The following is a 17,096-nucleotide window of genomic DNA, read 5'->3' as shown; positions in this document are numbered from 1 at the left end:
GGTTGCCCAACGCTCTTTCACCCCACCTGAAACGATAATTAAAATCGATTCATGTTACTTGCCCTTCTTCGCCACAGGCGGAGGCGTGACGGTGATGCCCGCCGCGCTCATGACGAGCTTCTGGAAGACATCCTTGGGCTTGCCGCTATCAGGCACGAGGACGTTTTGCACGAGGTAAACCGTGACAATCTGGTGCTCGGGATCAATCCAGCCATTGGTGGCGAAGGCACCGCCATGACCGAAGCTGTTCACCGGCATCGCGGAGCATGGGCGCTGCGTTTCGGAGTTGCGCTGCCAGCCTGCGGCATAGCTTGGAAACTTGCTGCCGGAGGTCACGGGCTTGATCATGTCTTCCACGGACTTTTCCGTGAGAATGCGCACACCATCCAACTCGCCGTGATTGGCGATCATGGCATAAAAGCGGCCCATGTCGGCAGCCGTGGAAAAGAGACCACCGGCTGGCTCGACCATGTGAGTCACATCCGCAGAGCTGGTGACAAAGGGATTGTAACCTGGGACGAGTTCACGCGTGTCCTCATCCATCTTGTAGGTGCGGGCAATGCGGGCACGATGCACTTCATCGGGATTGAACTGCGTGTCCTTCATGCCCAGAGGCGCGAACAAACGTTTCTGCAAAAATTCGTCATACTTCATGCCGCTGACGATCTCCAGAATGCGCCCTGCCACGGTGGGTCCGAAGCCATACTCGTAGCTGCTGCCTGGCTGGAAGGCGAGCGGGGCCTTCACCAACGAGGAGACATAAGACTTCAGTGAAATGGCGCCATTCGAAGGACTGCGCGGAGGGAAAGCGATGCCGGCGGTGTGACTGAGCAGCATGCGCAGAGTGATGGGCTTCTCAGGTGCGCTGCCATCTTTGAGCGTCATCTGACCGAGCTCGGGCATCCATTTGGAGGCAGGCTCGTCCAGAGAGAGCTTGCCCTCATCGACGAGGATCATGATGGCGGTGCCATTGATGGACTTCGTCATCGAGGCGATCCAGAACAAGGCATCCTTCTCCATTTTTCGACCTTTGCCGATGTCCGAGAGACCTGCGGCCTCGTGATGCACGACTTTGCCCTTCTCCATGACGAGCGTCACGATGCCTGCGGCTTGTTTCGCAGCCACAGCCTGCTCCATGGCGGGCTTGATGGCGGCGAGTTTATCGGCATCCAGGCCGAAGACGGAAGCTGCAAGGAAGAGAGAGGCGAGAGAAGTACGCAAAAGCATCTCCGAACAACGCAGGACAGCACGTTGCTATTGCATACTCTCTTATACCATGAAATCCGCCGTCCCTGCTCTGCTGCTTGCTGCTCTATCTCCTCTGCTTCAGGCAGCGAAACCGATGCCGGAGAGCTTGCAGGCCATCTCCAAGCCTCCGGCAGAATGGGAGGGCAAGATGGGGGACTACAAGTCGCCGCTCATTTTCAAAGATGGCCGTCAGGTGAAGACGGCGGACGACTGGCAGCAAAGGCGCGCGGAGATTTTGAATGACTGGCAAACCTTGATGGGGGCCTGGCCGGCGGTGCTTGAGAAGCCGAAGGTGGAGGTGCTTGAGTCCAAGCCGCGCGAGAATTTTACGCAGCAAAAGGTGCGCGTGCAGATCGCGCCGGATCAGCAGGTTGATGGCTACATTCTGCTGCCGGAGGGAAAGGGGCCGTTCCCGGCAGTTTTCGTGCCTTTCTATGAGCCTGAGACGAGCACTGGCCTCGGAGGCAAGCCTTTGCGCGACTTTGCTTATCAACTCACGAAGCGAGGCTTTGTGAGCCTGAGCATCGGCTCGCCGGGGGGTGATGCGCGCAAGCCGGTGCTGAGCGCTGAGGCGAAGTGCCAGCCGCTAAGTTATCTCGGCTATATCTCCGCGAATGCCTGGCAGGTGCTGGCGAATCTGCCGCAGGTGGACGCGAAGAGGATCGGCATCGTGGGGCATTCGTATGGCGGGAAGTGGTCCATGTTCGGCGCTTGCTTGTGGGACAAGTATGCCTGCGCGGTGTGGTCGGACCCAGGCATCGCGTTTGATGAGACACGGCAGAGCATCAACTACCAGGAGCCTTGGTATCTCGGGCTGGATCCGAAGGTGACACGCAAGCCTGGACTGGTGACAGCGGATAATCCGCGCACGGGAGTGTACAAGACACTGATCGAGCGCGGGCATGATCTGGTGGAGTTTCAGGCGCTGATGGCTCCGAGGCCGTTTCTGGTTTCAGGAGGTGCGGAAGATCCGCCGAAGCGCTGGACGGTGCTGAATCAGGTGCGCGCGGTGTATCATCTTCTCGGGCATGATGATCGTGTGGCGATGACGAACAGGGAGAAGCATGATCCGAACGAGGAATCGAATGCGGCGATCTATGCGTTTTTCGAGCATTGGCTGAAGTAGGAGGCGAGGGGTGGGCACATTACCTCTCGCGCCCTTCCAGGGCGCGGGCTGGGAAAGTTGCGCGCCACGTTTCATATCCGGTGGTTCTCGCTCGCTTGCTTCACCACCGGCTCATTTCTCTCGAGCCTCCGGCTCGCCAAACCGTGGTGATGCAGAGGCAAAAGAATCTGCTTGGCAGGCGGGTGCATGCCTGGAAGATCGTCCGCGATGCTCAACCCGATCCTCACGCCCGACCATTTCCTTCTACTCGAAGGCGTGGCCGAGTCGGCGGAGGAGCGGAAGCTGGTTTCGACTCAGGATGCGGCGTCGCTGCTGACATTGCTGGCGACGGATTTTTTGGGCAGCGATCTGGAGCAGCCTTGGCGGTGGTTTCGGGAGATTGGACGGGCTTTCTTTGTGCGGCTTTGCCAAACCAAAGATGCGACCACGGTTCCGGGGCTGTCGGTTGAGGAGAAGAATACTTTCATCAGCAGTGCGCCACCTTTCACCGGGGCTGAGCATCTTCAGGAGGAGGTGGTCGAAGGCTGGTGGAATGCGCTGCGTGAGCATGTGGCGACGCTTTCTCGTCCGCACGGGAATGTGGAGACCTGGCTGCGTGAGGAATGCCCGGAATGGCATGTGGTCGGGCGGGTGACTTTTCACCTGGCAGAGAACAAGACGGATCCGCAGCGGCCCTTTGCTTTTCTGGCGACCTTCACGGAGAAGCTTGGAGCAGGCGGACAGCCGCAGCATCTGCCGTTGGCACGGGCCTTGCAGCTTTATGCGGCGCAGAAGGATCAGACGGCGATCAATGCTTTGCTAGAGCCGGTGCGGCTGGCGGCGGAGAAGTCGTCGCTGTTGAATCAGTGGCTGCAGACGAAGCGTCTGTTTCAGCCGATGGCGATGTCGCCGCAAGAGGCTTACAAAGTGCTGCGGGAGACGGGCAAGTTTCAGGAGAGCGGCATTGTGATGAAGCTGCCGGACTGGTGGCGCGCTGGCAAGACCACGCGACCTACGGTGAGTGTCACCATTGATGCACCGAAGAAGACGGCGCTGCATGCGAATGCGCTGTTGAGCTTTAAGATCGAGCAAAGCCTGGAAGGCACACCGCTCACGAAAGAGGAGCTGGAGAAACTGCTGAGTGCTGACACGGGTCTCGTGTCACTGCGCGGGAAGTGGGTGGAGGTGGATCGTGAGCGGCTGCGTCAGGTCATGGAGCACTGGCAGCGGGTGGAGTCTGCGGCGGGTGAAAGCGGCATCGGCTTTCTGCAAGGCATGCGCTGGCTCGCAGGCTTTCAGGCCACGAGAGAGGAGGCCCAGGCCAGTGAACTGGCACAGGTGCAAGACTGGAGCGAGGTCATCGCGGGCAAACAACTCGAGGAGGTTTTGAAAAATCTGCGCGAGCCTTCAGAGCTAACCCCGCCTAACAACCTGCATGCCACGCTGAGGCCTTATCAGCTCAAGGGATACTCGTGGCTGCACTTCATGACACGTCTGGGACTCGGCGCATGTCTGGCGGATGACATGGGGCTTGGGAAGACTGTGCAGGTCATCGCGCTGTTGTTGAAGCGGCAGAAGGAATCACCCTCGACGGCTCTGCTGGTGGTGCCTGCTTCGTTGATTGGAAATTGGAAGGCTGAGGTGATGAAATTTGCGCCGGATTTGAAGCTGTTCATCGCGCATCCTTCGCAGACGAGTCGTGAAGATCTGAAGCTTGCGGTTCAGCATCCGGGGGAGGTTCTGCGCGGGATGGATATGATGATCACCACTTATCAGTTCCTTCAGCGCACGGAGTCATGGCAGGCGCATCCGTGGGGTCTTGTGATTCTGGATGAGGCGCAGGCGATCAAGAATCACAGCAGCGGCGCTGCGAAGGCGGTGAAGGCGCTGCAATCGCCTGCACGCATCGCGCTCACAGGAACACCGGTGGAGAACCGGCCTGGAGATCTTTGGAGCCTCTTTGATTTTCTCAACCCAGGTCTGCTCGGAGGTGCCACGGCTTTTGCGGAAGCGGTGAAGCGCTGCGCGAAGTCGAGCGAGGGTTTCGCGCCGCTGCGCAAGCTGGTGAAACCTTATCTTTTGCGGCGCATGAAGACGGATCGCAGCATCATCCGGGATCTGCCGGACAAGATCGAGCTCAAGGCCTACTGTGGTCTAACTAAACGTCAGGCCACGATCTATGCGAAGCTGGTGGATCAACTGGCGAAGATGCTGGCGGACAAGGACATGGAGCCGGTCAAGCGACAGGGCTTGGTGCTGGGCTTTCTGCTGAAGTTCAAGCAGGTGTGCAATCATCCCAGCCACTGGAATGGTGATGGCGCGTGGGCTCCGGCGGACAGTGGCAAGTTTGCACGACTGGCGGAGATTTGCATAGAGCTGGCGGAGAAGCGGGAGAAGGCGCTGATCTTCACGCAGTTTCAGGAGACTTGTGCTCCGCTAGCGCATTATTTGAGTTCGATCTTTGGGCGTGAGGGTCTCATTTTGCATGGTGGCACTTCGGTGAAGAAACGGCCGGAGATTGTGGAGGCGTTTCAACAGCCTGGAGGGCCGCCCTTCATGGTGATCAGTGTGAAGGCGGGTGGCGCGGGGCTGAATCTCACGGCAGCGAGCCAGGTGATTCACTTTGATCGCTGGTGGAATCCGGCGGTGGAGAATCAGGCAACGGACCGGGCGTTCCGTATCGGGCAGAAGAAGAATGTGATCGTGCACAAGTTTGTCTGCCAGGGCACGATCGAGGAGAGGATCGATGCGATGATCGAGGAGAAGATGGGCGTGGCGCAGGAGTTGGTTGGGGAGGGTGGTGGCGCGGAGAAGCTGATGATGGAAATGAACGGGGAGGAGTTGCTGGAGTTGGTTAGGCTGGATGTGGGACGGGCGGTGGGGGTGTAGAGTGCCGTTCGATGTTGGGACGCTTCGCGATTTCGGTGTGAGTATGGCGAATGCTACTCGTGAGAGATCGATACGAGAGAAAGTCGGCCCCGACGCAGCGGGGCCCTACCACGGCTTCGCCTTTTGTATCAGCGGCTGAGCATCATGCGGAGACGCTGGGCGTCGGCATTACTGGGGTCGATGCGGAGGGAGCGGTCGAGGGCTTCCAGGGCTTCGGGCTTCTGGCCGGCCTGCGCGTGGATGGTGGCGCGGGCGTAGGGGATGGAGGGGTCGCCAGGTTCGGCGGCTTCACCCTGCTTCAGGGCGGTGATGGCTTCGGGGACCTGGCCCTGCTGGTTGAGGGCGAGGCCGAGGTTATACCAGGCGCGGGCAAAGCGCGGCTGCACGCGCACGCATTCACGCAGGGCGGCGATGGTTCCAACGAGGTCACCGGATTCACTTAAGGCGAGGCCTAACTCATAATGATACTGCGCTTCATTCGGGGCGAGCTTGATGGCGTCCCGCAGTTTTTGGATGGTCTGCGCGGTGCTGCCGGCGGTGCTATGCAGAAGGGCGAGATCGTGGTGGAAGGGTGGTGAGTTTGGGTCCCACTGGATGGCGGTTTCCATGGCCTTGATGGCGGAGGGCAGATCACGGCGCGCGTAGTGCCACTGGCCGAGCTGCATCTGGCCGCTGGGCTGATCGGCATTCAGCTGCAGCATGTGCTCTGTGTCTTTGGCAGCTGCGGAGGAAGCATCGATGGATTCACGCAAGGCCCAGGCGGCGGTGACGCGGACATTGCGTGCGGGATCGAGCAGAAGCTTTTCCATGTCAGAGCGCACGCCGGGAGCTTGCAGAGCAGGTTCGAGGGTTCGTGCGGCGGACTGACGAACGAGCGGATGGGTGTGCTGCAGTTGCTTTTGCAAAGCGGCGATGACGGGCGGATCGCTGGCCCAGCGGTCTAACAAAAGGCTGGCGCTGGCCTTCCAGTGCGGGATCTCATCACTCCCGAGCAAGGCGATGAGCCCATCACGCGCGGAAGGGTTTCCCTGGCGTGCCTGGGCGATGAGGGTGGCACGGGTACGGGTCTTCCGGTTCATCTTCTCACCCCACCACTTGTCTGTGGCGGTGAGGGACCACTCGGTGTCCTTGTCCTGATGGCATTTGTTACAGGCATTCGGCACGCCGAACTGCTTTGTCAGCAGAGGGTCAGGGATGGTGAAGCCGTGATCATGACGCGGATGCCGCTGCATGTAGGTGGTCTGCGGCATGTGGCAGTTGATGCACTGGCTGCCGGCGCTGTCCGTCTTGTGAAAGGTGTGCATCTCCGGCAGGATGACCGGCGCATTCGGAAAGCCACCGGCGGTGTGGCAGCGCATGCATAATTGGTTACCCGGGAGGATGGGCTTCATGCTGTGCATGTCATGGCAGTCCATGCAGCGCACTCCGGCGTGATACATGCGGCTGCTGAGGAAGCTGGAGAACTCGTAGTTCTCATCACGGATCTGGCCATCGGGATAGTAGACGTCCGTGCCGTCGGTGATGGTAAGAAGGTGGTGATCCCAGAAGGAATCTCCCGGCACGAAGTCACCGGTGATCTCACCACGACGAGCATGACAACCCGCACAGTTATCAATGTGCTGGTCACGGCTCCACTTCACAACTGTGGGGTCTTTTTTACCCTGGCCTTGGTATTGCTGCTGCCAGTCGCTGTGAGACTTCATGGGACCGTGGCAGGACTCGCAGCTCACGGTCATCTCGGCCATGCTGGTGTGGTAGGTGTCCGTGGGCACGTCGTAGTTTTTGCGCACGCGGGTGTTGTGGCAGGTGGCGCACATCTGGTTCCACACCATGCCGCGGCCAGTCCAGTGGCCCCACTCACCGGGCTTGCGGTCTTCATTGCCGTAGACGTTGAACCAGTCGCCCTTGTGCGGATCAAAGCAGGCCTCCATGGCATGCAGCGCGCCGCGTTGACCTTCGACCAGGAACTGCCGCAGCGGGTCGTGACCGATGACACGCTTCACGGGATAGGCCTCGCGTTTGCCATCGAAGCCGAGGGAGACGATCTCAAAAACATTCGCGCCTTTGCGGGCCTCGGTGGTTTGAGTGCCGTGTTGAAAGGCCTTCGGGGGTTCAAAGGCGGCGAGGTCGAGCTCATTGTTCGGCGCACGTTCGGCGAGGCCGTGATGCGAGCCTTTCCATTTATCAAACTCCGCCGCATGACAGGCGCGGCAGGACTCGGAACCCGCATACTGCGCAAAGGCGGTCTTCTCATCCGGCATCACGTAGGGCTCAACGGGCTTCGGGGCAGCCAACGGCACGGGCGTGTAGTTCGGCGCGGGCCAGAGAGCCCAGGCGACGAGGGCGATCAAGCCTGCGAGCCCACCACCAAGCACCAGCGCTGCCTTCGCATTCGAGGCAGGAGCTGGTTCGGGTGCTGGTGCGGGCTTTTTCTTCATGAGACAGTCTAGCTCTTCCTTACGCAGGAATGAGGGAAAGCGTCAACGCAGGGCACGAGACCGGCTCTCAAAAATTCTGTCATTTGCTCGGGCGGCGGAGCGGCCTCACTGGCTGCGTCAGGTGCTTGCCTGCTATTTCCTAATAGCAGACGGCGCACCTTCCTTGCCATTGAGGCCGCTGCGCTCGCCGATTCAAAAAGACATTCTTTTCGAGAACCAGTCTGGCATTTCATGCGATGATCTCACCGCGCGCTTAGGCCGCCTTCAAACCGGCGCCAGTAGATGACGGCCACAGGCAGGATGCTGACGCAGTTCATGGCGGCGGCGAGCACGCTCTGCCAGTCGCTGTCCCTGACGGCGGTGAGAATGAGGCTGATGGCGATGACCACGGCCGAACCGATGAGGAAAATGGCCGCAGGCGCGATGGTCTGGCGCGAGTGCGGATGCTGATCCTCCACCACATCCCAAAACTGCCAGGCGAGCATGGCGAGGACGAGCATGGGGAGATACCCGCTGAGGCCGGTGATGGCAGGAGCATTGTAGTCATAGACCGCGTGTGCGGTCACGACGGTGGCAAAGGTGATGATGAAGTGCTGGGCATGACCAAAGCGTGAACGCAGCATCTCATAGAGCGCTTGTGTGGTGAGGCCGGTGCAGGCCACGTGCATGAAGTTCGCGGAGAGGAAACGCGTGAGCGCCACGCCGCTGCCGTAGTCCTGGTAGTAGTCCACGTTTTCCTCCAGAGCGAAGCCGAGGCCGACGAAGGCGCCTGTCATCAAGGCAAGGCTCTGCAAGCGGCGATGCAGCAGCCAGGGCATGAAAAGCGCGGCCAGCGCCAGCTTGCAGATCTCCTCACGAAACCCGACGCCGATGATGAGATGCCAGAGGTCATAGGGGAAGGTCACTAGTTCTTCATTGATGCCGAGCGTGTCCTCCTGCCAGGCGATCATGGACACGGTGGGCCAGATGCTGGCGATGCCGGCGACGATGGGCGCAACAGGCCAGGACCAGCGCCAGGGCATTTTAGGCGCATGCTGCACCAGCAGCACATACCACAGGCCTGCGGCGATGATGGTCATCATGAGCGCGGAGAAGGGCAGTGACTCCATGCGATGCTTGAAAAGGCCTGTCCACTGCATGCCCAGATCTCCGAGGATCACACCGGCCTCATGCTCCAAGATCGGCGGTGTGGTGGCGAGCCAGCCCTGCTCATGCATGGTGCGGAGCGCATCGGCATCCTTGAGATTCAAGGCCAGGCGCAGGGCTGTCTCACGCACTTTGGCGGTGCCTTCAAAGAGCTGGCCCTCACGCAGCATGGCAGCCATCCCTTCCTGATCGTGATCAACGCGCAGCAGCAGGCTGGCGTGGAGTTCGTTCGCGTAAGGAGGTGGCTTCTCCTGGCCCGCGAGAGCGGCCACTCGTGCTGCAGCATCCCTGCCGATCTGATCTTTCTCCGCAAGGCAGGCGGCGAGGTAGTCTTCCGCCAGTTTTTGGGCAGCGGGATCTGGCAGATGCGTGGCCAGCAAAGGGCGGACCTCATAAGCGAGCACCTTGCCGGTTTTCTGATATTCGTCCCAAGTCGGAGCGTCCGCTGTCTCCAGCGCCTCGGTGAGCAGAGGCAGGCTGGGCATGAGCTTGCGCAGCCAGTGTGTGAGATCACGTGGAGCGGGCTCGGTGGCATGGAGCAGGCGCTGCCACTCATTGCGGATGGATTGCTCGATGGGGTCCACCATCGTGAGCGGGCCCGCCTGCTGTGGCTGAACCCGCACGATGATCCAGGAGAGGAAGAAGGCTCCCAGCACGATGCCGATGGAGAGTTTCTTGAGCACGTCACGGCGACGTGACCAGTAGTGCAATGTAGCGCGCCAGCCTTTGATCATGAGAGGTGAACCATGGGACAAGGCGGCTACTTTTTCCACCAATCCTGCTCACGTTCCCAAGGTGCGCGCTCGGGTTCGGGCTCAGCAGCAGCAGATGATGATGGGGCGGTGGATTCGGCGGTGCTCTCCTGCTTCCGGGCCTCTTCATCCTCGTCATCCAGCTCCATGATGAGCTGGATGTGGGGCGGGGGCCTGGTGGTGCGGCGCCAGATGAGCCAGGCCCAGCAGGCAAAGAAGCCGAGCATGAACATGAGGAAGGCCAGATTGATCATGACAAACAAGTCCATGGCCACTGTGTGCTCCCCGCTGGCACCCACGCCTGTGGCGGCACCGGTCCCGGACTGCTGCACGTAGACCGGGAAGGCGAGGATGCTGTTCATAACAACAGGTGTGTCAATGTTTGCCGCTGAAGACCAGGCGCATGGGGATCATGCTGGAGAAGCCGAAGCCGTGCGCGGCGAAGAAAGCCTGGGATTCCGCACTGATCCGGTCTGTGAGGAGGGTGATACGCTTGAAGTTTTTTTCCCGGGCGAATTCGACCGAGTATTCCAGCAGACGGCCTCCGTAACCCTGGCGGCGATGCTGAGGATGCACGATGACGTCCTCCATAAGGACCACGGGGCCACCCTCTGCCGTGCTGATGGTGAAAAGCAGGTTCACCATGCCGATGACGGTGTGGTCTGTGCGGAGGACAAAGATGCGGCCCAGCTTTGGCTGCTCCAGGATCATGCGCAGGCCCTGCGCCTGCTTTACCTTGTCTGGCCGGAAGTCTGCCTCCTCGCTAAACAGGGCCACCAGCAGCTCCACGAGCTGCGGCAGGTCTTCGATGGTCGCCGGCTCAATGCGCGGCTGGGTGACGGGAGGTGACATGGAGTGAGTATGGAGTCAGGCGCTCTGGATGGCAACGCGCTTCCTGTGCCGGTGCAGACCCCGTGCCAGGGTATCCCTGAGGTCCTGTGTAGTGGAAAACGCTATTTTGGACAAAGGCGGAACAAAACCACCTTTCCATGCATCCAATAGGCTTCAGGACCCCGAAAATCGCAGGAACAAATGAAACAAAGTTAGTCAAATCTTTGACAAAACCGGGTCCCTCGCTCTTTTTGTCTCAAATTCAGAGTCAACTTGTCGAACTTTTACCCCTAAATGCTATGAACGAGACAGACCCCCTCATCGAAGCCCAGATCCAGGAAGACATCCGTTTGATCCGCCGGATCGCCGAGCGTGACTCCCTGGCTTATCAGACCTTTTATCAGAAGTATTCAGGCCTGATCTTTGCCTCCATCTCCAACGTGCTGAATGATCACCACGACACGGAGGATGTGATGCAGGAGGTGCTGGTGCAGCTCTGGAACAAGGCCCACCTTTATGAGCCCACCAAAGGCAAGCCGCTGACCTGGCTCACCACCATGGCCCGCAACCGTGCGATCGACCGCATCCGATCCAAGCAGCGCCGGTCTCGTCTCAACGACGACTTTGAGCAGGAGAGCAAGGGCGTGCAGCCTGAGTTCGATGACTCCGGTCATGAGCTGCTGGTCAGCAAGGAGCGTGACTCCATCCTCCTGCGCGCGGTTTCGAAGCTGAATCCTGACCAGCGTCAGGCGATCGAGCTGGCCTACTTCAGCGGACTGACCCAGGCGGAGGTGGCTGAAAAGCTGCACGAGCCTCTCGGCACGGTGAAGGCGCGCATCCGCCGCGGTGTGAACCGCCTGGAGACACTGGTGAAGGCCAAGCTGGCCTCATAACCTGATCTCAAACCTTGTTAGTTGAAAATGTATCTTGAGAAGGCGGACCGCAGGGTCCGCCTTTTTTTGGTTCTGTGAGTGCGTTATGCACGACTCAGGGCGTGTCAGGGTTCATTGAGCACGCTGAAGCGTGAACAACGTACTTTTGACCCGTGACTCGTGGGAGAATCAACAGGGTGTCATGGGTGACCTCAAGCAAGGTCATGAATGGCAGGTGCGTAGGTGGGTGAATGTCTTTTCCGCTGCCGTTTTCACGCCGTGAGCTGCTGACCCGCATGGGTGGCGGGCTGGGAGCGCTCGGGCTGACCTCGGCTCTGCAAGCGGGCGGAGGTGTCTCCACGCACTTTGCGCCGAAGGCGAAGCGGGTGATTCATCTGTTCATGAACGGCGGGCCGTTCGGACCGGACTTTTTTGATCCGAAGCCTGCGCTGACGAAGTTTAATGGACAACGCCCTCCAGGTGCGGATCTGCGCACGGAGAGGCCCACGGGCGGCCTGCTCGCATCACCCTATGCGTATTCGAAGCATGGGCAGAGCGGTCTCGAGATCAGCGAGCTGCTGCCTAACATCTCACGCTATGCGGATGATCTCTGTGTGCTGAGGTCCTGCCATACGGACAATCCGAACCACGGCCCTGCCCTGCTGCTGATGAACAACGGCACGATGACAGAGCGTGTGCCGAGCATGGGTGCCTGGCTGAGCTACGGCCTGGGCAATGACAATGCGAACCTGCCTTCCTACGTGGTGCTGTGCCCCGGACGGCCCGTGCGGTTTTCGATCCTGTGGACGAGTGCTTTTCTTCCGGCGCAGCATCAGGGCATCTACATCAATCATTCGAACCTGGATCCGAAGCAGATGATCCCGTGGTTGAGCAACAATCGGTTAGGCATGAGCGAGCAGCGCAGGCAGCTGGATCTTCTGCAGGAGCTGAACGCGGAGCACCTGAAAGCGCGCGGTGACAGTGACGTGGCGCTGGGTGGTCGCATTCAGGCGATGGAGACGGCGTATCGTATGCAGTCCGCGGCCACGGATGCCTTTGATGTGAACCTGGAGCCTGAGAAGGTGCGTGAGATGTATGGGAAGAGCCATTTCTCCAACGGCTGTCTCATGGCGCGCCGGCTGGTGGAGCGCGGTGTGCGCTTTGTGCAGGTCTACTATGGCAATGGCCAGCCCTGGGACACGCATTCGAATCATGATGCCTCCACGCGCAAGCTGGCGGCGGACATCGACCGGCCGATCGCGGCGTTGCTAGGTGATTTGAAGCAGCGCGGACTTCTTGAGGACACGCTTGTGGTTTGGGGCGGTGAGTTCGGCCGCACGCCGGTGAGCGAGAACGGCAATGGCCGCGATCACAATCCGCACGGCTTCTGCATGTTCTTCGCCGGTGGCGGCGCGCGCGGTGGCACGGCCTATGGACAGAGTGATGACTTCGGTTTCAAAGCGGCCGTGGACAAGATGCACATCCATGACATCCACGCGACGCTGCTTCATTTGTTAGGCATTGATCACGAGCGGCTGACTTATCGGTATGCGGGGAGGGATTATCGTCTTACGGATGTGCATGGACGAGTGCCTCGGGCGATTGTGGGGTAGGTGGTGAAGCCGGAGGCTTGGATTCAGCGGAGCGCGAAACGAGCCCCAAAACAAAACATCCGGAGCCTGAAAGCAGGCCCCGGATGTTGTTGGATCTTTAGTTAGGCGCGAATGAAGACATCCGCGTCCGGGTGAAATTATTTATTGTTGTCCTCAGGCTCGATGAGGCCGTAGTCACCGTCTTTGCGGCGGAACATGATGGCCAGCTTGTGAGTCTTCGAGTTGTGGAAGATGATGAAGGGACGGTTGCTGAGCTCGAGGTCCATGATGGCCTCATCCGTGAAGAGAGGACGGACTTTGTATTTCTCCGCGTGAACGTAGGCGGGCTCGACATGGTCGTCCTCCGTGTGAAGCACCTCGGCATGGAAGACCTGCTCTTCGATGTGGCGGATGCTGCCGTCCTTGCGCGGACGATGGCTGCGCAGAAGACGGGTCTTGTACTTGCGCATGCGGCGGGCGATCTTGGCGATCGACTCGTCAATGGAAGCATAGATGTCCTCAGTGGTGCTCTTGACTTCGATGACGATGTGGTCGGCACAGAACAAAATGATTTCCGCCATCTGGCGGTGCTGCTGCACATCGAGAACCACCTTGGCTTCGATGATGCGCGGGTAGTCGAGATGGAGGCTCTCGATCTTCTTGTGAGCGTAGTCGCGGATCGCCTCGGTGATGTCGACATGACGTCCGGTGACGATGATTGGCAGGTTAACGTTGTGCTTTTGCATGGTGTTGTCCTCCTTGGTTTAGGGGTGATTGGTTGGGAAATGGGGCGGCCTCACATGGTGAAGTCTTCGCCGAGATAAAGACGACGTGCCTCGGGATCGTTGACGAGGAAGTCTTTGGTTCCATGACGCCTTACCTGACCTTCATAGATGAGATATGCGCGGTCCACAATATTCAGCGTTTCACGTACATTATGATCGGTGATTAGAATGGCAAGCCCGGCGCGACGTAGCATACGAATAATGTCCTGAATCTCACTGACAGCGATGGGGTCCACTCCGCTGAAAGGTTCATCCAACATCAGCAACTTTGGCTCAGTGACGAGGCTGCGGGCGATGGTGAGGCGGCGTTTTTCACCACCGGAAAGGGTGAGCGCCAGATTGTCCGCCACGTGATCGATGCCGAACTTCTCCATGAGCTGCTGGCACTGGTCCTCACGCTCCTTTTTGGTGAAGGGCTGGGTCTCCATGACCGCGAGGATGTTATCCCTGACGGTGAGGCGGCGGAAGATGGACTCTTCCTGGGGAAGATACCCCATGCCGAGACGGGCGCGCTTGAACATGGGATGGTCGGTGGCATCCGCGCCATCGAAAAAGACCTTGCCGCCGTTTGGACGGACGAGGCCGACGATCATGTAGAAGGTGGTGGTCTTCCCTGCCCCGTTGGGGCCGAGGAGTCCGACGATCTCACCTTCCTTGACCTCAATGTCGACGCCGTTCACCACGGCGCGACCATCATACACTTTTCTGAGGCCTTCGGTATGCAGCAGCCGGGCGCCCGGTGCTGCGATGGGGGTGCCGGGGTCTTCGAGAGAGCCGGCATAGATAGGTTGTGAGCCAGTCACGGTCTGAGGCTGGGAAAAGTCTTGGGCGCCGACATCCAGGCCGAGGGAGGGGGTGGATGTGTCGCTGCGATGACGCTGCTTGGATAAACGTGCCACGCGGGGAATCAGTTCGAAGGAGGGGTGGCGCCAGGCTGCTTGTCATCACTCAGGATGATGGTGCGCGAGGGGCGATTGGTGGAGAGGCGGCCTTCCCGATCAAAAACCATGACGGTGTCCGCCGTGGTGGCGCTGTGAAGGATGTTTCCTTTTTGCACCTGGGGAAAGTCACTGAGGCTGATGTTACCGGTGGCACCATCATATTCGAGACGCTTGCAGCGGCCCTGCTGGACATCACCAGTGGGATCACGCTTTTCAATGATGACCATGGGTCCGCGGGCATAGGCCTTTTTGATGGGCGGGGCTTTATCCTTGTCTTTTTTGGCCGCTTTAGGGGCGGTGGGATCGGCCTTGGCGGGGGCAGGCAGGGCCTTGCCCTTTCCTTTGCCTTTGGCGGGCTCCTCTTCCTTGATCATGTGAAGCTCAAGCTCCTCACACTCAATGTAGAAGTCCGGATGACGGGCGCGGACATGACCGGTGTAGATGATGATGCCGGTGTTGTTATCAAAGCTGACCTTGTCTGCCTCAATGACGCCGGTGGGCGTGCCTTTGGCAGGGGTGGATGCGCCGCCCAGTGGCAGCAGTGCTCCGGGCGCAGGGCCGGAGGGAGCGGCCGGTGGCTGGTCCTGCACGACTGGCACGGCGGCAGGTGCTGCAGCATCAGCCGGGACGGCGACCGCAGGTGTCTGGCCACTGATCATGCCGGGGACCTGGGAAAGGCTTGAGGGGAGGTTTCCACCTGCGGCGGCCTTGGCGGCATCAATGGCCTGCTGTCTGGCCTCAGGGGACTGCACGGCGGCTCTGGCGGCATCCGTGACGCCGGGAGGGAGGCTTTTGATGAGGTCCTTGGCGGTGTTCTTAGCGCGGTCGAGCTCGCCGTTTTTCTGGGCTTCACGCAGACGATCCGCAGCTTGCTGAAGCTGCTTTTTAGCATCTCCATTCGAGCTGGGGGTGGACAGGCGGCTGGCCCCCTGACCGTGGACAGAAACGACCCAGCCGAAGGGCAGCAGGAAAAGGAGTCGGAGGGATTTCATGTCAGTTCTCGGCCTTGGGCGCAGGTTGAATGGGTGGGGTGGTCTCGTTCGAGACGGCGCTGGTGTCAAAGATCAATGTGCGGACGCGCCCCGTCATGCTGCCGATGGAGGTGCGGGAGTCAAAGACGAGGGTGTCTCCAGAGGTTTCAAGGTCACTACGGGTGACGGTGCCGCGCTCGCCGCTGCGCAGGATGCGGTCATTCAGATTAAAAAGTGCGCTGGGCAGATCCACGCGCACATTTTGGGTGGGGTCATCTGCAAGGAGATCAATGATCACCTTCGTGGCCTGGAGGTGCTCCTCATCAATGCGGGTGAGAGTGGCGGCCTGGAGTTCGGAGGTCTTTTTTCCCGTTTCATCAAAGGAGGGAATGATGACGTCCTTGTTCACAAAACCTGCGGGGATCATTTTACCCACGGCTGACATGCTGTCCTCTTTCTCTTCGACGACGGTCTGGGAGAGCAATGCGGTGGCAAGCAGGACCAGGAACCCTGACACCAGGCGCGGGTGATGAAACGAGGACTTGGACATGACTGGCGGGCTCACTGACCTTCCTGCACGACTGCATGGATCTTACGAAGCTGGCCCAGCACTTGGGCGAGTTCAGAAAGAGGAATTTGATTGGGGCCGTCCGAAAGCGCTTTGGCCGGGTTCGGGTGCGTCTCCATGAACACCCCATCACAACCTGCGGCGATGGCGGAGCGGGCGAGCACGGGGGCGAGCTTGCCATCACCACCTGTGGCGGTGCCGAGACCGCCGGGGCGCTGGACGGAATGGGTGGCATCAAAGATGGCGCGGTAACCGAGCTCACGCATCCAGTAGAGGGAGCGCATGTCCGCGACGAGATTCTGGTAGCCGAAGGTGGTGCCGCGCTCGGTCATGAGGAAGTTCTCACAGCGCACGGACTGGAGCTTTTCAGCGATGTTCTTCACGTCCCACGGAGCCATGAACTGGCCTTTTTTGACATTCACGGCGCGACCAGTCTGACCTGCGGCGAGGATGAGATCTGTCTGGCGGCAGAGGAAGGCGGGGATCTGCAGGAGGTCGATGTAGTCGGCTGCGATCTTGATCTCCTCTTCCGTATGGACGTCCGTGGTCACGGGGACGCCGAGCTTCTGGCCGATGCTCTGGAGGATCTCACAGCCCTTTTGCACGCCGACGCCGCGGAAAGAACTGCCGGCGCTGCGGTTGGCCTTGTCATAGGAGGCCTTGAAGATCCACTTCAGCCGGAGGCTGTGAGCCAGGGCACCGAGCCGCTCTGCGACATCCCAGATGAACTCCTCACTCTCAATGACGCAGGGGCCGAGAATAAAAAGAGGCTCGGAGCCATCCACAAGGACGGAACCGACTTTGACCACCGGTAGGGAGAACATGCGAAAAAAGCGGGGAAGAAGCCGCGCGCTTCATGCCCGCGGGGATGGAGACTAGCGAGTCAGCCGGGCGCTGACAACTCCAAGAAAAACGCCGGTCTGCTTTTTACAGCAGACCGGCGCTGGAGTGGCTGAGG

At 59.8% G+C, this 17,096-nt stretch carries 14 protein-coding genes; 4 read left to right on the top strand and 10 right to left on the bottom strand.

From position 1 onward, the window contains the following. Window positions 1–54: 54 nt before the first annotated feature. Window positions 55–1,227, bottom strand: a complete 1,173-nt coding sequence (locus BGE01nite_RS20105; protein ID WP_146852992.1) for a serine hydrolase domain-containing protein — start codon at window positions 1,225–1,227, stop codon at window positions 55–57. Between the two features lie 49 nt (window positions 1,228–1,276). On the opposite strand from BGE01nite_RS20105, the gene BGE01nite_RS20100 reads away from it, so the two are divergent. Further along, window positions 1,277–2,374: an alpha/beta hydrolase family protein gene (locus BGE01nite_RS20100; RefSeq protein ID WP_246145766.1), complete on the top strand. Its 1,098-nt coding sequence runs from the start codon at window positions 1,277–1,279 to the stop codon at window positions 2,372–2,374. Window positions 2,375–2,581: 207 nt separating this feature from the next. Then, window positions 2,582–5,242 carry a DEAD/DEAH box helicase gene (locus BGE01nite_RS20095; RefSeq protein ID WP_146852990.1) on the top strand — a complete coding sequence of 887 codons (2,661 nt, stop codon included), beginning with the start codon at window positions 2,582–2,584 and terminating at the stop codon, window positions 5,240–5,242. Window positions 5,243–5,370: 128 nt separating this feature from the next. Here BGE01nite_RS20095 and BGE01nite_RS20090 read toward each other — a convergent pair whose 3' ends face one another. The 4 genes from BGE01nite_RS20090 to BGE01nite_RS20075 form a co-directional block, all read right to left on the bottom strand. Further along, complete coding sequence (locus BGE01nite_RS20090) at window positions 5,371–7,680, bottom strand: tetratricopeptide repeat protein (RefSeq protein WP_146852988.1); 2,310 nt, start codon at window positions 7,678–7,680, stop codon at window positions 5,371–5,373. A 242-nt stretch (window positions 7,681–7,922) separates the two neighbouring features. Beyond that, a complete protein-coding gene (locus BGE01nite_RS20085; protein WP_146852986.1) occupies window positions 7,923–9,560 on the bottom strand; it encodes a PrsW family glutamic-type intramembrane protease in 1,638 nt (545 codons plus the stop codon). A gap of 26 nt (window positions 9,561–9,586) precedes the next feature. Continuing rightward, window positions 9,587–9,940, bottom strand: coding sequence for a hypothetical protein (locus tag BGE01nite_RS20080; RefSeq protein ID WP_146852984.1), 354 nt, complete (start codon window positions 9,938–9,940; stop codon window positions 9,587–9,589). A 13-nt stretch (window positions 9,941–9,953) separates the two neighbouring features. Then, window positions 9,954–10,430 (bottom strand): GNAT family N-acetyltransferase, encoded by a 477-nt coding sequence (locus BGE01nite_RS20075; protein WP_146852982.1) that lies wholly within the window; start codon window positions 10,428–10,430, stop codon window positions 9,954–9,956. Window positions 10,431–10,708: 278 nt separating this feature from the next. Between BGE01nite_RS20075 and BGE01nite_RS20070 the strand changes: the two genes are divergently transcribed. Together BGE01nite_RS20070 and BGE01nite_RS20065 are read left to right on the top strand one after the other, a co-directional pair. Then, on the top strand, window positions 10,709–11,302 hold the full coding sequence (locus BGE01nite_RS20070) for an RNA polymerase sigma factor (protein ID WP_170266919.1): 594 nt from the start codon (window positions 10,709–10,711) through the stop codon (window positions 11,300–11,302). A gap of 230 nt (window positions 11,303–11,532) precedes the next feature. After that, window positions 11,533–12,894, top strand: a complete 1,362-nt coding sequence (locus tag BGE01nite_RS20065; protein ID WP_170266918.1) for a DUF1501 domain-containing protein — start codon at window positions 11,533–11,535, stop codon at window positions 12,892–12,894. Window positions 12,895–13,031: 137 nt separating this feature from the next. Here the strand turns inward: BGE01nite_RS20065 and hpf are convergent, their stop codons facing one another. The 5 genes from hpf to kdsA form a co-directional block, all read right to left on the bottom strand. Next, complete coding sequence (gene hpf, locus BGE01nite_RS20060; protein WP_146852978.1) at window positions 13,032–13,619, bottom strand: ribosome hibernation-promoting factor, HPF/YfiA family; 588 nt, start codon at window positions 13,617–13,619, stop codon at window positions 13,032–13,034. A 50-nt stretch (window positions 13,620–13,669) separates the two neighbouring features. Further along, on the bottom strand, window positions 13,670–14,443 hold the full coding sequence (gene lptB, locus BGE01nite_RS20055; RefSeq protein ID WP_170266925.1) for an LPS export ABC transporter ATP-binding protein: 774 nt from the start codon (window positions 14,441–14,443) through the stop codon (window positions 13,670–13,672). A gap of 122 nt (window positions 14,444–14,565) precedes the next feature. Then, complete coding sequence (locus tag BGE01nite_RS20050; protein ID WP_146852976.1) at window positions 14,566–15,591, bottom strand: LptA/OstA family protein; 1,026 nt, start codon at window positions 15,589–15,591, stop codon at window positions 14,566–14,568. A gap of 1 nt (window position 15,592) precedes the next feature. After that, window positions 15,593–16,120, bottom strand: a complete 528-nt coding sequence (locus BGE01nite_RS20045; protein ID WP_146852974.1) for a hypothetical protein — start codon at window positions 16,118–16,120, stop codon at window positions 15,593–15,595. A gap of 11 nt (window positions 16,121–16,131) precedes the next feature. Next, the gene (gene kdsA, locus BGE01nite_RS20040) at window positions 16,132–16,962 is read right to left on the bottom strand and encodes a 3-deoxy-8-phosphooctulonate synthase (RefSeq protein WP_146852972.1); all 831 of its coding nucleotides are present in this window, start codon (window positions 16,960–16,962) and stop codon (window positions 16,132–16,134) included. Between the last annotated feature and the right edge of the window lie 134 nt (window positions 16,963–17,096).

Source organism: Prosthecobacter gellanilyticus, from assembly GCF_007992435.1.
Classification (GTDB): domain Bacteria; phylum Verrucomicrobiota; class Verrucomicrobiia; order Verrucomicrobiales; family Verrucomicrobiaceae; genus Prosthecobacter; species Prosthecobacter gellanilyticus.
Note: the sequence above shows the minus strand (reverse complement) of the source record. Positions and strands in the feature narration are given on the sequence as shown.